The 13,758-nt window shown below is 59.7% G+C and carries 13 protein-coding genes; 7 read left to right on the top strand and 6 right to left on the bottom strand.

What is annotated here, in order from left to right:
• Positions 1-54: 54 nt before the first annotated feature.
• The 5 genes from ftsA (at position 55) to CLU84_RS02115 (ending at position 4,621) form a co-directional block, all read left to right on the top strand.
• Complete coding sequence (gene ftsA, locus CLU84_RS02100; protein WP_099735718.1) at positions 55-1,284, top strand: cell division protein FtsA; 1,230 nt, start codon at positions 55-57, stop codon at positions 1,282-1,284.
• 146 nt (positions 1,285-1,430) lie between these two features.
• Complete coding sequence (gene ftsZ, locus CLU84_RS02105) at positions 1,431-2,624, top strand: cell division protein FtsZ (protein WP_099735719.1); 1,194 nt, start codon at positions 1,431-1,433, stop codon at positions 2,622-2,624.
• 253 nt (positions 2,625-2,877) lie between these two features.
• Entirely contained in the window at positions 2,878-3,801 is a 924-nt protein-coding gene (gene lpxC, locus CLU84_RS02110; protein WP_099735720.1) for a UDP-3-O-acyl-N-acetylglucosamine deacetylase, read from the top strand.
• A gap of 10 nt (positions 3,802-3,811) precedes the next feature.
• A complete protein-coding gene (locus tag CLU84_RS22120) occupies positions 3,812-3,988 on the top strand; it encodes a hypothetical protein (RefSeq protein WP_199173671.1) in 177 nt (58 codons plus the stop codon).
• A gap of 207 nt (positions 3,989-4,195) precedes the next feature.
• Positions 4,196-4,621 (top strand): RcnB family protein, encoded by a 426-nt coding sequence (locus CLU84_RS02115; RefSeq protein ID WP_099735721.1) that lies wholly within the window; start codon positions 4,196-4,198, stop codon positions 4,619-4,621.
• An 85-nt stretch (positions 4,622-4,706) separates the two neighbouring features.
• Here the strand turns inward: CLU84_RS02115 and ruvC are convergent, their stop codons facing one another.
• The 6 genes from ruvC to CLU84_RS02145 are packed head-to-tail and all read right to left on the bottom strand — an operon-like array spanning position 4,707 to position 10,534.
• Positions 4,707-5,255, bottom strand: a complete 549-nt coding sequence (ruvC, locus tag CLU84_RS02120; protein WP_099735722.1) for a crossover junction endodeoxyribonuclease RuvC — start codon at positions 5,253-5,255, stop codon at positions 4,707-4,709.
• Between the two features lie 19 nt (positions 5,256-5,274).
• Positions 5,275-5,991 (bottom strand): monofunctional biosynthetic peptidoglycan transglycosylase, encoded by a 717-nt coding sequence (mtgA, locus tag CLU84_RS02125; RefSeq protein ID WP_099735723.1) that lies wholly within the window; start codon positions 5,989-5,991, stop codon positions 5,275-5,277.
• Positions 5,992-6,006: 15 nt separating this feature from the next.
• Positions 6,007-6,873, bottom strand: a complete 867-nt coding sequence (gene aroE, locus CLU84_RS02130; protein WP_099737816.1) for a shikimate dehydrogenase — start codon at positions 6,871-6,873, stop codon at positions 6,007-6,009.
• A 56-nt stretch (positions 6,874-6,929) separates the two neighbouring features.
• Positions 6,930-7,790: an energy transducer TonB gene (locus CLU84_RS02135; protein WP_099735724.1), complete on the bottom strand. Its 861-nt coding sequence runs from the start codon at positions 7,788-7,790 to the stop codon at positions 6,930-6,932.
• Positions 7,791-7,819: 29 nt separating this feature from the next.
• Positions 7,820-9,892, bottom strand: a complete 2,073-nt coding sequence (locus CLU84_RS02140) for a ribonuclease catalytic domain-containing protein (protein ID WP_099735725.1) — start codon at positions 9,890-9,892, stop codon at positions 7,820-7,822.
• Positions 9,893-9,949: 57 nt separating this feature from the next.
• Entirely contained in the window at positions 9,950-10,534 is a 585-nt protein-coding gene (locus tag CLU84_RS02145) for a YqiA/YcfP family alpha/beta fold hydrolase (RefSeq protein WP_099737817.1), read from the bottom strand.
• A gap of 183 nt (positions 10,535-10,717) precedes the next feature.
• Here CLU84_RS02145 and rodA point away from each other — a divergent pair, with 183 nt between their 5' ends.
• On the top strand, positions 10,718-11,899 hold the full coding sequence (rodA, locus tag CLU84_RS02150) for a rod shape-determining protein RodA (RefSeq protein WP_099735726.1): 1,182 nt from the start codon (positions 10,718-10,720) through the stop codon (positions 11,897-11,899).
• Positions 11,900-12,271: 372 nt separating this feature from the next.
• Positions 12,272-13,732 carry a metalloprotease TldD gene (tldD, locus tag CLU84_RS02155; RefSeq protein ID WP_099735727.1) on the top strand — a complete coding sequence of 487 codons (1,461 nt, stop codon included), beginning with the start codon at positions 12,272-12,274 and terminating at the stop codon, positions 13,730-13,732.
• The last annotated feature ends 26 nt before the right edge of the window (positions 13,733-13,758 follow it).

The raw sequence follows: 13,758 nt of genomic DNA on the forward strand, positions 1-13,758 counted from the left end.
CTATGCAAGGCGCACATAAAGACAAGACGGAACTTACCGAGGGCGGATGCTGATATGGCAAGAGAATACAAGGATGTGATCGTTGGGCTGGATATCGGCACAGCCAAAGTCATGGCTGTGGTGGCTGAGGTTCTGTCCAATGGAGAACTCAAGCTGGCAGGTCTGGGTGTAGCGCCCAGCAACGGCCTCAAGCGCGGCGTGGTCGTCAATATTGACGCTACCGTGCAGAGCATTCAGCAGGCTTTGAAAGAGGCTGAGCTGATGGCCGACTGCAAAATTCAGCGGGTCTGTACTGGCATCACGGGCAGTCATATCCGTGGCCTTAATTCCAGCGGCATGGTGGCCATCAAGGACAAAGAAGTCTCGTCCACCGACATGGCCCGCGTGATGGAAACCGCCAAAGCCATCAATATCTCGTCCGACCAGCGACTGCTGCTGGTGGAGGCGCAGGAGTTCGTCATTGACGGCCACGAAGTGCGCGAGCCCATCGGCATGAGCGGCATTCGCCTCGAAGCCAAGATTCATATCGTGACCGGTGCGCAAAGCGCTGCCGAGAACATCATCAAGTGCGTGCGCCGCTGCGGTCTGGAAGTGGAGCAGCTGCTGCTCAACCCACTGGCATCCGCCCAGGCCGTGCTGACCGACGACGAGCGTGAGCTGGGTGTGGCGGTGGTGGATATCGGTGCCGGTGCGACCGATGTAGCCATCTTCACGGGTGGCGCTATTCGTCACACGGCCGTGATTCCGATTGCCGGTGACCTGATCACCAGCGACATCGCCATGGCGCTGCGCACGCCCACCAAGGATGCGGAAGACATCAAGGTCGAAAGCGGCTATGCCAAGCAACTGCTGGCCGACCCCGACGCGCAAGTCGAAGTGCCTGGCCTTGGCGACCGCAGCCCCCGGATGATCAGCAAGCAGGCGCTGGCGGGTGTGATTGAGCCGCGCGTAGAAGAAATTTTCTCGCTGGTGCAGCAAGTCATCCGCGAGTCGGGTTACGAAGAAGTGCTGTCCTCGGGCATTGTGCTTACCGGCGGCAGTGCCGTCATGCCCGGAATGATCGAGCTGGGCGAGGACATCTTCCTCAAGCCTGTGCGCCGTGGTCTTCCTAAATATTCGGGTGCGCTGGCCGATATGGTCGCCCAGCCCCGCGCCGCCACCGTGATGGGCCTGCTTGATGAAGCACGCCTGGCACGCATGCGCGGCTACAAGGTGGCCCAGAAGAGCGGTTCCATGAAGACTGCTTTTGGCCGGTTCAAAGACTTTATCGTGGGGAACTTCTGATATGAGCGCTTATCGCATGTTCATCACCGGGCCTCCCCAGGTGGATTATTCGCGGCATCGACGACGAAGACCGCGATGGCCCCAAGAGTTCGAGATTTCTTTTCCACAGCAGCGACAAACCACCACTAGAGAACAGGAGCATCACCATGCCTATCGACATGATTGAAACTGAAGAATTCAACCAAGGCACGCAGATCAAGGTGATCGGCGTCGGCGGCGGTGGCGGCAATGCCGTTGACCACATGATTGAGCGCAGCGTGCAAGGCGTTGAATTCATCACTGCCAATACCGATGCTCAAGCTCTGCTGCGCAGCCGCGCCCACCGCACCATCCATCTGGGTGGCAGCGGCCTGGGTGCAGGCAGCAAGCCCGAAAAGGGGCGTGAGTCTGCTGAGCTGGCTGTGGACGATATTCGCGCTGCGATTGAAGGCGCGCACATGCTCTTCATTACAGCCGGTATGGGTGGTGGTACGGGTACCGGTGCATCGCCTGTGATCGCACGAGTGGCCAAGGAAATGGGCATTCTGACGGTGGGTGTGGTGACCAAGCCTTTCGACTGGGAAGGTGGTCGCCGCATGCAAAACGCTGACAACGGCCTGGCCGAGCTGGAAGCGAATGTGGACTCGCTGATCGTGGTGCTTAACGAAAAGCTGCTCGATGTGCTGGGTGACGATATCTCCCAGGATGAGGCTTTTGCCCATGCCAACGATGTTCTGAAGAACGCCGTGGGCGGTATTGCCGAGATCATTAACGAGTACGGCCATGTGAACGTCGACTTCGAAGACGTGCGCACCGTGATGGGTGAGCCTGGCAAGGCCATGATGGGTACCGCCAAGGCCGCAGGCCCTGATCGTGCCCGCATTGCTGCCGAGCAGGCCGTGGCTTGCCCACTGCTGGAAGGCATCGATCTGTCTGGCGCCAAGGGCGTGCTGGTGCTGGTGACAGCCGCCAAGGGCAGCCTGAAGCTGTCCGAGTCGCGTCTGGCCATGTCCACCATCAATGCCTACGCTTCGCCTGATGCCCATGTGATCTACGGCGCTGCCTACGATGACTCGCTGGGTGACGAAATCCGTGTGACCGTGGTAGCTACCGGCCTGTCGCGTCCCAACGTGCGCCGCCAGAACATTCAGGTGGTGCAGGGCGGTTTGCGCACTGGTACTGACAACGTCGCAGTGGGTCTGCCTCCAATTGGCGGTCTGGACTACGGCACGGCCAATACCAATGTGCCCAGCGTCTGGCGCACCAACCGCACCCAGGCTTCGGAGCGCGTGAGCGCACTGGCGTCTGGCGGTATGGATGATGTGGAAATCCCCGCATTCCTGCGCAAGCAGGCTGACTGATCGTTGGTCACCCCCCTGAGGCGCTTTGCGCCTTCCCCCTCTCTCGCTTCGCGGGAGGGGGACGACACCCTAGGTGCGGGGCGGCCCTTCCTTGGTGTCTCTGACTTCGAGTACGCCAGTGTTTGAGAGTCAGCCGTAAGGTCCTCTGGTACGTTAAGCAGCGAGGCCTTCATCAGTTCGCTTTATCGCAGCGATTAAGACAACCCTGAGTTGGTATATGCCTTCTCAGGGTTGTCGCATTTAAAATAACGACATGCTTCAGCAACGCACCATCAAGACTATTTCCCGTGCCGTAGGCGTGGGCCTGCACAGCGGACAGCGTGTCGAGTTGACACTACGCCCTGCCCAGCCTGATACCGGCATCGTGTTTCGTCGCGTGGATTTGCCTGAGCCTGTGGACATTCCTATTTCTCCCGAGGCCGTTACGGATACGCGCATGGCGTCCACCATCGGCACCGGTGGTGCCAAGGTGCATACGGTGGAGCATCTGATGTCGGCCATTGCCGGTCTGGGCATCGACAACATCTATGTGGACATCACGGCTGAAGAAGTGCCGATTCTGGATGGATCATCTTCGTCCTTCGTGTTTTTGCTGCAAAGCGCAGGCATTGAGCTGCAAAAAGCCCCCAAGCGCTTTATCCGCATCAAGAGCCCGGTTGAAGTGCGCGAAGGTGAGGGCCAGAGCCTGAAGTGGGCGCGTTTTGGCCCTTACCACGGCTTCAAACTGCGTTTTGAGATCGACTTTGCCCATCCTGCCGTGGATTCCACCGGCCAATGCGTGGAGTTTGATATGGGGCTTGACAACTACACCCGCGACATCGCCCGTGCCCGCACCTTTGGCTTTACCAAGGATGTGGAAATGCTGCGCAACAACGGTCTGGCGCTGGGCGGTGGTCTGGATAACGCAATCGTCATGGACGACTACAAGGTCCTCAATAGCGATGGCCTGCGCTATGACGACGAGTTTGCCAAGCACAAGATTCTGGATGCCATCGGTGACCTGTACCTGATTGGCAAGCCCATCCTCGGAGCCTATAGCGCCTTCCGCTCGGGCCACGGCCTGAACAACAAGCTGCTGCGCGCCATGATGGCTCAGCCAGAGACTTGGGAAATCGTGACCTTCGAGAGCGAGCGTCAGGCTCCTCAAGGCTTTGCTCTGCCGGCGCAGGCCTGGTAAGCGAGACAGCATGCTGATCTTTCGATGGCTTGCCACGCTGCTGATTCTGGCTTCGGCGTTGAGCTTTGCCTTCTATCTCGGGACTGGCAAGCAGTCGTACAAGCGTCTTGGCTTTTTGCTTTTCAAGTGGACGGTGATTGCCGGTTTGGCCTTTTTTGCCGTGATGTTTGTGGGACGCGTTATCTAGGCATTGGCGCCATGCTGATGTTGATGCATTTGAAGTGCATAGCTGTCAGTGCTTGATACACAAGCGCTACAGCTGTATTTGCTTTGTAAAGCACAGGCAAAAAAGCGGTAAAAGACCCTGGTTCGGCTTGCCGCTGAGCGTGATTTGGCGAAGATGCAGGCATGGCCTCGAAATCTGTTGAGTGCCTTGCTTCAGAAAGGAAAAACTATGTCCCGTCTGACCTCTCGCATTCTTTCCGCCTCCGTCGCTGCCTGTCTGGGTCTGGGGAGTCTGGCCGTTCAGGCCCAGCCCGGCCCGCCTCCCGGCCATGGTTCGCAAGACATGCGCCATGGTGGTCGCCATGATGACCGTGGCCGTAACAACGACAACCAGCGTCGTGACGATCGTCGTTATGACGACCGCCGGGCTGATAACCGCCATGACCGCCGTGGCGCAGGTCCCGACCACAATTGGCAGCGCGGCTACCGCGTGCCGCCCCAGTACCGCTCGCACCACTATGTCGTCAACGACTGGCGCGGCCACCACCTCTCTGCGCCTCCGCGCGGCTATCAATGGGTGCAGAACGGCAGCGACTATCTGCTGATCGGCATTGCCACGGGTGTGATCGCCTCCATGGTGCTGGGTGGTTATTAAGAAGCTGAACGAGCAACAAAACCGCACGGCCTGACTTAGAGGCTGTCCTCCCCTCAGGACGAAGCCTGAAAGCGGCATATGGGAATCAATAAACTCTTCCACCCTTGAACATCGCGTGCTGCTTGCGTTGCAGATCGGTGGATTTGGCCATCAAGCTCATGGCTGCGTGGGCGTGAGCATGGGTAATAGCCAGCCCCAGTGCATCGGCGGCATCGGTGCCGGGCAGGCCGGGCAGTTGCAGCAGGCGTTTGACCATTTCCTGAATCTGATTCTTGGCCGCACGGCCATGGCCAGTCACGGCCTTTTTCATCTGCAGGGCGGTGTATTCAGACACTGGCAGGTTGGCGTTGACGAGTGCCGTCAACGCCGCGCCGCGTGCTTGTCCCAGCAGCAGGGTGGACTGAGGGTTGACGTTGACGAAGACGATTTCCACCGCAGAGCAATCAGGGCTGTAGCGTGAAGTGACTTCCGAAATGCCATCAAACAGCACCTTGAGGCGACCTGGTAGATCGCCCAGCTCCATCTTGTTGGTACGTATGGTGCCGCTGGCCACATAGCTCAGGCGCTGGCCTGCCATGTCGATAACGCCAAAGCCCGTGGTCTGCAGACCGGGGTCGATTCCTAGAATTCGCATGGTTTGAATGTAGCGCCTCTCAAGGGGCGGTCACCATCGGTATGTATCTTGCAATAGTGCGGGTGCGCTGAGCCAGATAACGCGATTGCGGCATTTTTTCAAAGCGCTTGGGTGCAGGCAGCATGGCGGCCAGCCGGGCTGCCTCACTGGCGCTGAGCTGGGCTGCGCTTTTGCGAAAGTAGTGCTGGGCAGCAGCTTCGGCACCAAACACGCCATGGCCCCATTCCACGTTGTTGAGATAAATCTCCAGAATGCGCTGCTTGCTCAGCATCAGCTCCAGCAACTGGGCTAGGACTAGCTCTTGCCCCTTGCGCAGAAAATTGCGCTCACCAGACAGCAGCAGGTTTTTGGCCAGCTGCTGGGTGATGGTGGAGCCGCCATAAACCTTGGCTGGTTTTCCGCTATCGCTCTGCCCAGCCTTGGCTTCGGCCTTGGCGTTGCGCTGCCAGGCCTTCTGGATCGCATCCCACTGCACGCCGTGGTGGTCAATAAAGCCAGCGTCTTCAGATGCAATCACTGCACGCGTCAAATTGCTGGAGATTTTTCCGTAGTCCACCCATTGCTGGCGCCAGCGCAGACCGTCTTCGCTATGGGCCAGCTGCCAGGCTTCAGAGCGTTGATAGGTCGTGGATTCCGGATCAAGCCAAGCCATGACTGCGATACGTGCTACAAAAAATAATTGCAGCAGCAAAGCTGCGCAAAGCACTAGCAGGAGCAGGCGGGCAAAGGCTTTCATGGCTAACAGGCTGTATTAACGCGCTGGTTCGGTTTGCAGCAGTTCGCGTAACTCAGCCAGTACTTGAGCCGATGGCGGGCGCACACCGCGCCACATGGAAAAGGACTCAGCGGCTTGTTCCACCAGCATGCCAAGGCCATCACGCGCTAGCGCGCCATGGCTGCTGGCCCAGTCCAGGAAATTCTGGGCGGCGGGACCATACATCATGTCGTAGGCCAGACTGCGTGCGTGCAGCACGCTGGCGGGCGCGGGCACATCAGCCCCGGCCAAACTGCTGGCCGTGGCGTTGATGATGATGTCGAAACATTGGGTTAAATCGGCCTCTAGCGCTTTTCTTTCAAGTGCAATCAGCTCTACTTTATGTAGCGCGGCGATAGCGGCGTGCTGGGCGACCAGTGCTTGGGCTCTGGCGTGGGTGCGGTTCACCACGGCAATGCGGCGGGGATTTTGCTCCAGCAATGAGCCTAAAGCGCCAGCCGCTGCGCCACCTGCACCCAGCAGCAGCACATCGCACCCGGCAATCGCTATGCATGCGTTGCGGGTGATATCGGCCACGATGCCCAGACCATCGGTGTTGTCGGCATGAATGCCGCTGGCGCTGAAGACCAGGGTGTTGGCCGCGCCAGCCAAGCGTACACGCTCGCTGGCGCTGGTGGCCAGCTCGGCCGCCTGAAGTTTGAAAGGCACGGTGACGTTGCAGCCCTTGCCACCGGCGGCGGCAAAGTCCTGCACAAAGGTGGCAAAGCCGTCGAGCGGGACCAGTGCGCGCTCATAGCCCAGTTGCTGGCCTGTCAGTTCGGCAAAGCGGGCATGAATCCAGGGGGAGCGGCTATGGGCAACAGGGTTGCCAGCAACGCAGTACGAGTCGGTGGTAGCGGTCATGGAAGTCGGGGCTGCCGCAGCAGCCACTGGTAATGCGGGTAGGGCGCAGCCGGGGCTTATTGCACGCTGGTTTCCAGCGTCTGGTCGCGAGTGAAGAGAAAGCGCGAGACCACGGCGATCTGATCGGCCTTGGTGCGCATGGCCGGGCCAAAGTGGCCGTAGGGGCCGGCAGCGCGGGCAATGGCTTCGGCGCGGGTATCCAGCATGCGGTTGCCCGAGCCTTGCACCACTTCGGTGGACAGCACATGGCCGTCGTGGTTCACGGTCATCACAAGGACCAGTTCGCCGTAGAGCTTCTGGCCCTTGTTTTCGGGGAAGTTCTCTGTGCCCTTGTCTTCCACCTTGCGGCGCAGCGCGTCGTAATAGACGGCATACACGGCTTCCTTGGTCGCGGGGCTGATGTAGCGCTTTTTGGGGCGAGCGTTCTCGGTGTTGATGCGCTTTTCAATCTCGGCCAGCATCTTGATGAGCTGCAGCCGCTTTTCTTCCTGTGATTCCTTGGCCGGATTCTCTGCGTTCAGGCGCGGGTCCATGGGCGGCAGCGCGGCGACCTGCTGGCGCAGTTGGGTCAGCAAGTGATGTTGCTGCTCTTCCATGGCGTCGAGCTGGCGCTGCTTTTCCTCAAAATCATCGCCCACCGCCGTGAGGGCCGAGTAGGGCATGGGGCTGGTGGCCCGGCCCTTTTCCGCATCGCCGCCGCCGGCCAGCGAGGTCTGGGCAATGGCCGCAGCTTTGTCCGGTATCTCGTTGGCACGGGCGTTGACCAGAATCACTTCCAGTGGCGTGTCCTGAAACACGCGCTCGAAGTTCTCAGGGTCTACAAACCGGATGGTCAGCAATACGGCATGTACGGCAATCGATACGCCCAGCGCCAGCTGCAGCGTGCTCAGTCGTTGAAGAGAGGAGGGCAGTTTCACGGCGGCGTCAGGGCGATGGAGAGTAGAGGTCAGGACTGTGGCTTGTCGGCGGCAGGAGCTTCGGCGTCGTTCATGTCCACCGCAATGGCAATGGGGCCGGCCACGGTGTCGTCATCGTCCTCGCCGCTGTCATCACCCTCGGCCTGCGCATCGGCGCTGGCATCCAGACGCTCGATCAGCGTACCGGTGATGTCCAGCGAGATTTCGTCAATCTCGCCGAGCTTGATGCGGATATGTGCACCACGCGGCAGGTTTTGCGCGCCTAGCACGGGCAGCACCAGGGGCAGATTGTCGGCACGCACCAGGAAAGAACCATTGGGGCCTTCCTTGAAGACGCTGGCCGTCAGCTCGGTAATGCCGTTCTGCTCCAGATACTTGAGAGTCCAGAAGCGCTCCATGCCGGCCTGGTAGCCGTTGTAGGCGCTGTAGGCACCGTCAAAGCTGCTGATGATGCCGAACAGCTCAGCATCCTTGGGCTTGAAGGGGGCAGCCAGCGCGGCAGTCTTGCCGTGGCGGGCGCAGGCAATGATCTGCCACTGGTTGACCAGGTCCACATAGCGGCGCAGCGGCGAGGTGGCCCAGGAATAGGCCTTCACGCCAATACCGGCGTGGGGCAGCGCCTTGGTGCTCATACGCACCTTCATGCCGGGGGCCAGGCTGGCCTGGCTGCGGTAAATGCCGGGCACGCCGTGTTCGGCCAGCATCAGGCCCCAGGTGCTGTTGGCCACAATCGCGGCTTCGGCCACGATCAGGTCCAGCGGCGCGCCGCGCTTGCGCACGGAGATCTGCACCTGCTCGCTGCCATTGGGTTCGGCACCGTCGTTGCCGACGAGTCGGAAGTTGTAGTCCGGTCGGCTGAAGTTCTCGGGCTTGCCACGCACCACTTCACGGTTGGCCTTGAGAAATTTGGACCAGCGCTGCAAAAATGTGAGCTCCTTGCGCTTGTTCAGCAAGGACTCTGGCGTGTTTTCAATCTCAATCGATGGATCGCTCAGCCACTCTTCGGTCACGATGTGATCGAGCTTGTCGTAGCGGAAGTTGACATCCACGGGCACGCGCTCAAGGCGGGTTTCGGTGGCCGTGGTCTCCAGCGTTTCCTCGTTGATGGTCACGTACAGCGACACGGCGGGGTTGGCGCGGCCTTCATCCAGCGTGTAGATCTGCACCACCTCATCGGGCAGCATGGTGATCTTGTAGCCGGGCATGTAGACCGTGGACAGGCGGTTGCGGCCCAGCTTGTCCAGCTCGCTGCCGGGCGTGATGGCCAGGCCGGGGGCGGCAATGTGAATACCCACGGTGACAGTGCCCGTACCCAGACCGCTGACGGACAGGGCGTCGTCGATTTCGGTAGTGGCCGAATCGTCGATGGAGAACGCCTTGACCTCGGCCAGAGGCAGGTCTGCAGGTGGCTGGGGTGCTTCCAGAGCCGGGAAGCCCGTGCCCTTGGGGAAGTTGTCGAACAGGAAGCGCTTCCAGTGGAACTGGTAGGCCGAGTCGATGGCGCCTGCGCGGTGCAGCAGGTCCAGTGGGGCCATGCGGGTGGCGCGGCTGGCCTCGACAACGGCCTTGTATTCAGGCGCGTTCTTGTCAGGCTTGAACAGAATTTTGTAAAGCTGCTCGCGAATGGCCTGAGGGCATTCACCGCGGCCCAGCTCTTCGGCCCAGCCGTCAATCTGTGCCTGAATCAGCTTTTTCTTTTCAATGGCGGCCAGCGCCTGCTGCAGGATTTCAGCGGACGCCTTCTTGAAGCGGCCCTTGCCTGCGCGGCGGAAGTAGTGCGGTGCATCAAACAGGCAGAACAGCGCGCCGGCCTGCTGTGCCAGCGTGGCAGACTCGGAAAAATAGTCGCGCGCCAAGTCGGCAAAGCCAAACTCTTCATCGGGCGCAAATTCCCAGGCCAGATCCAGATCGATCTCGCTCGCCAGTGCCTGGCCCTGGGCCATCAGCTCGGCGGGAGCCGGTTTCTCGAACTTGAGCAGGATATTGGCGGACTTGACCTTGACCCGCTTGCCCGAGTCCAGTTCGACTTGGGCAGAGGATTCGGCTTCAGAGAGGATGCGTCCGGCCAGAAATTTGCCGGCTTCTTCAAACAGTGCGTGCATAGCCGTGTATTTTCCCACGAGCGGACGACCTGGCGCGGTCTGAATCCCTGGTTGAGCTCAAGCCAAGGCCAGAAATTCTTCCACGCAGCTCAGGTACTCCTCAAAATTTGACAGGGCATGATCGCCGCCTTCCTGCACCAGTTGCAGGGCGTGAGGGTAGCGTTCACTCATTTCTGTCCAGTCCAGTACCTCGTCGCCCTGGGCGATCAAAACCATCTCCGGGGCTGCTGGCGTCATGCTGCTGGTATCGAGCAGGCGCAATTCATCAATGTATTCAGGGCGAAAGAAGAATTTTTCTTCCGGGTCATGCCAGCTGGCTTGCTCGCCAATGTATTTTTCCAGATCACGGGCCGGGTTCACGGCTGGGTTGATCAGCACGCTCTTGCAGCGGGCCAGCTGCGCCACCCAGCTGGCGTAGTAACCGCCCAGGGATGAGCCCATGACGGCCATGCTCTGGCGCGGCCAGTTGGCGATGCCTTCTGCAATCAACGACGCGGCATCGCGAGGGGAAGGCGGCAACTGTGGGCACCACCAGCGCACCTTGGGGTGTTTGGCGCTGACGTAGTCCGCCATGATGCGGGCCTTGTTGGATTGAGGGGAGGAGCGAAAGCCGTGCAGATAAAGCAGGTGGGTGGTTGTCATGGCGGCAATCTCCTCTCGTAAATAAAGCAGCTTTTCAGTACCGATCATTGTGGACTGTTTACGCCTTAGCCTAGCAGGGGGAAGGCCTGTAGCGGGCTGAATCGGGTTCATCAGTATTGAGTCGTCAGCAAAGCTCAACCTTGCAATGCGCACGGAGGTCTGCTCCCCCGATAATTGCCGCCCATGTCCGCCATCGAATTCGATAAACCCTCGCTGTTGCAGCGCATTGTTCCGCTGTTTCGCGGCTTTGACTTCCTGCTGCTTTTGTTTATAGCCATGCTGGCGGGGGCCGGGCTGCTGGCCATGTACTCGGCGGGCTTTGATCACGGTACGCGTTTTGTGGACCACGGGCGCAACATGCTGATTGCAGCGGGTCTGCTGTTTTTGCTGGCGCAGATACCGCCGCAGCAGCTGATGAAGGTGGCGGTGCCGCTCTATGCCGTGGGCGTGGCGCTGTTGGTCGCTGTGGTGCTTTTTGGTATTACCAAGAAGGGGGCTACGCGCTGGGTGAATGTGGGCGTGGTGATTCAGCCCTCTGAGATTTTGAAAATTGCCACGCCGCTGATGCTGGCCTGGTGGTTTCAGCGTCGCGAAGGTAATTTGCGTGCTTCAGACTTTGTCATTGCCTTTGTGCTGCTCATGGTGCCCGTGGGGTTGATCATGAAGCAGCCTGACTTGGGTACTTCGCTGCTGGTGATGGCTGCGGGCCTGTCCGTCATCTTCTTTGCGGGCCTGCCCTGGAAGCTGATCGTGCCGCCAGTGGTGCTGGCTGTGGTCGGCATCTTTCTCATCGTCTGGTTCGAGCCCCAGCTCTGCGCTGACGGCGTGAGCTGGTATCTGCTGCATGACTACCAGCGCACCAGAGTCTGCACGCTGCTGGACCCTACGCGTGACCCCTTGGGCAAGGGCTTTCACATCATTCAGGGCATGATTGCCATCGGCTCGGGCGGTATCTGGGGCAAGGGCTTCATGGCCGGCACGCAGACTCACCTTGAATTCATCCCCGAGCGCACCACCGACTTCATTTTTGCCGCCTACTCCGAAGAGTTTGGCTTGGTGGGCAATCTGTTCATCATCGTTGGCTTCTTGCTGCTGGTCTGGCGAGGCTTGGCGATTGCCATGCACGCCAACTCGCTGTTCGGTCGCCTGATGGCTGCAGCGGTGGCTATGATTTTCTTTACCTATGCCTTTGTGAACATGGGCATGGTCAGCGGCATTCTTCCCGTGGTGGGTGTGCCCTTGCCCTTTATCAGCTATGGCGGCACTGCCATGGTCACGCTGGGGCTGGCGCTGGGTGTGCTGATGTCGGTCTCGCGGGCGCAGCGTCAGTTACCAGGCGGTGATGGGCATATTCCCCATGGGTAAAAATCCGGGGAAAACAAAATGCTATTAAAAAAGAAGCTGCCAGCGATTATTCATAAAGCGGTAGCGCGTGATTTTGCTTTGATTTAATGAATCGGCGGGGCTCTTAGAGCATTGAAAATAGCCAGTAGTTCCCTTTGACCTCTTGCCTGGAGTGTGAACAGGGTTTACAAACGACTCTGGAGGGGCCAGAAGACCGATCATGCGGGAGCGGCAAAGGCCCAAGAGGCTTCTGTGATGCAATGCGGGCAGCACAGAAACCTGCGCGAGTGAATAGAGCGGAATGTTGTCCAGCCTGGTGGGGGGACATTCCGCTCTTTTTTATGGTGCATCCACCAACGCGTCAGGACTTGTAGCTATCTCTACAATGTATCCATGATTTCCCGCGAACCCACCATCGAACGCTTGGCCACGGCCCGTCAGTTGCTGCTTGAGCCTTTCGGCCTGGACGAAACCCATCTTGCGCGCGCGCTTGCCGAAATTCGCTCGCACCAGGTGGATGACGCCGATCTCTACTTCCAGTACACCCGCGCCGAAGGCTGGAGTCTGGAAGAGGGCATCGTCAAGACCGGCTCCTTTTCCATTGATCAAGGCGTTGGCGTTCGCGCTGTCAGCGGCGAGAAGACGGCATTTGCCTATTCCGACGACATTTCGGAAGCCTCCTTGCTGGATGCCGCACGCACCGTGCGCTCCATCTCTAGCGCAACCCAGACCCGCCGCGTCAAGGCTGGCGTCCAGAAGATTTCGCAAAGCCGTTCTCTCTACCCAGAACTGGACCCCATCAGCACGATGGACAGCACGGCCAAGGTCGAACTGCTGGGCAAGGTGGAAAAGCTGGCACGTGCCAAGGATCCTCGCGTGGTGCAGGTCATGGCTGGTCTGGCCAGCGAATACGATGTGGTGATGGTCGCCCGTGCCGATGGCACGCTGGCCGCTGATGTGCGACCGCTGGTGCGCCTGTCGGTCACCGTCATTGCTGAGCAAAAGGGCCGCCGTGAGGTGGGCTCTTCCGGCGGTGGCGGTCGCTTCGGCTTGGCTTACTTCAGCGATGAGCAAATCACCCAGTACGTGGATGAAGCCGTGCACTCCGCACTGGTCAACCTCGAATCGCGCCCCGCGCCTGCGGGCGTGATGACGGTGGTGCTCGGTTCGGGCTGGCCAGGCGTGCTGTTCCATGAAGCCGTTGGTCATGGTCTGGAAGGCGATTTCAACCGCAAGGGCTCCAGCGCCTTCAGCGGCCGAATCGGTCAGCGCGTGGCCGCCAAGGGCGTCACCGTGCTGGACGACGGCACGATCCCCGATCGCCGTGGCTCGCTCAATGTGGACGACGAAGGACACGTCAGCCAGCGCAATGTGCTGATTGAGGACGGTATTTTGAAGGGCTACATTCAGGATTCGATGAATGCCCGCCTCATGGGCGTAAAGCCCACGGGTAACGGCCGCCGTGAAAGCTATGCGCACATCCCTATGCCGCGCATGACCAACACCTACATGCTGGGTGGCGATAAGGATCCACAGGAAATCATCGGCTCCATCAAGAAAGGCTTGTATGCCAGCAACTTCGCTGGTGGGCAGGTGGACATCACCAGCGGTAAGTTTGTGTTCTCGGCCAGCGAAGCCTATTGGGTCGAAAACGGCAAGATCCAGTACCCCGTCAAGGGCGCGACTATCATTGGTAGCGGCCCAGAATCGCTCAAGCACATCAGCATGATCGGCAACGATATGCGCCTGGACTCGGGCGTGGGCACCTGCGGTAAGGAAGGTCAGAGCGTGCCTGTGGGCGTGGGTCAGCCTACGCTGCGCATCGACGGCCTGACGGTCGGCGGAACGGCCTGATACGGCACTTTTCGGCGGCTTGCCCG

Source organism: Comamonas sp. 26, assembly GCF_002754475.1.
GTDB lineage: Bacteria > Pseudomonadota > Gammaproteobacteria > Burkholderiales > Burkholderiaceae_C > Comamonas.

Bases quoted from the DNA above. Each gene is read 5' to 3' on its own strand.
- ftsA (WP_099735718.1), top strand. From the start codon at position 55: ATGGCAAGAGAATACAAGGATGTGATCGTTGGGCTGGATATCGGCACA.
- ftsZ (WP_099735719.1), top strand. From the start codon at position 1,431: ATGCCTATCGACATGATTGAAACTGAAGAATTCAACCAAGGCACGCAG.
- lpxC (WP_099735720.1), top strand. From the start codon at position 2,878: ATGCTTCAGCAACGCACCATCAAGACTATTTCCCGTGCCGTAGGCGTG.
- CLU84_RS22120 (WP_199173671.1), top strand. From the start codon at position 3,812: ATGCTGATCTTTCGATGGCTTGCCACGCTGCTGATTCTGGCTTCGGCG.
- CLU84_RS02115 (WP_099735721.1), top strand. From the start codon at position 4,196: ATGTCCCGTCTGACCTCTCGCATTCTTTCCGCCTCCGTCGCTGCCTGT.
- ruvC (WP_099735722.1), bottom strand. From the start codon at position 5,255: ATGCGAATTCTAGGAATCGACCCCGGTCTGCAGACCACGGGCTTTGGC.
- mtgA (WP_099735723.1), bottom strand. From the start codon at position 5,991: ATGAAAGCCTTTGCCCGCCTGCTCCTGCTAGTGCTTTGCGCAGCTTTG.
- aroE (WP_099737816.1), bottom strand. From the start codon at position 6,873: ATGACCGCTACCACCGACTCGTACTGCGTTGCTGGCAACCCTGTTGCC.
- CLU84_RS02140 (WP_099735725.1), bottom strand. From the start codon at position 9,892: ATGCACGCACTGTTTGAAGAAGCCGGCAAATTTCTGGCCGGACGCATC.
- CLU84_RS02145 (WP_099737817.1), bottom strand. From the start codon at position 10,534: ATGACAACCACCCACCTGCTTTATCTGCACGGCTTTCGCTCCTCCCCT.
- rodA (WP_099735726.1), top strand. From the start codon at position 10,718: ATGTCCGCCATCGAATTCGATAAACCCTCGCTGTTGCAGCGCATTGTT.
- tldD (WP_099735727.1), top strand. From the start codon at position 12,272: ATGATTTCCCGCGAACCCACCATCGAACGCTTGGCCACGGCCCGTCAG.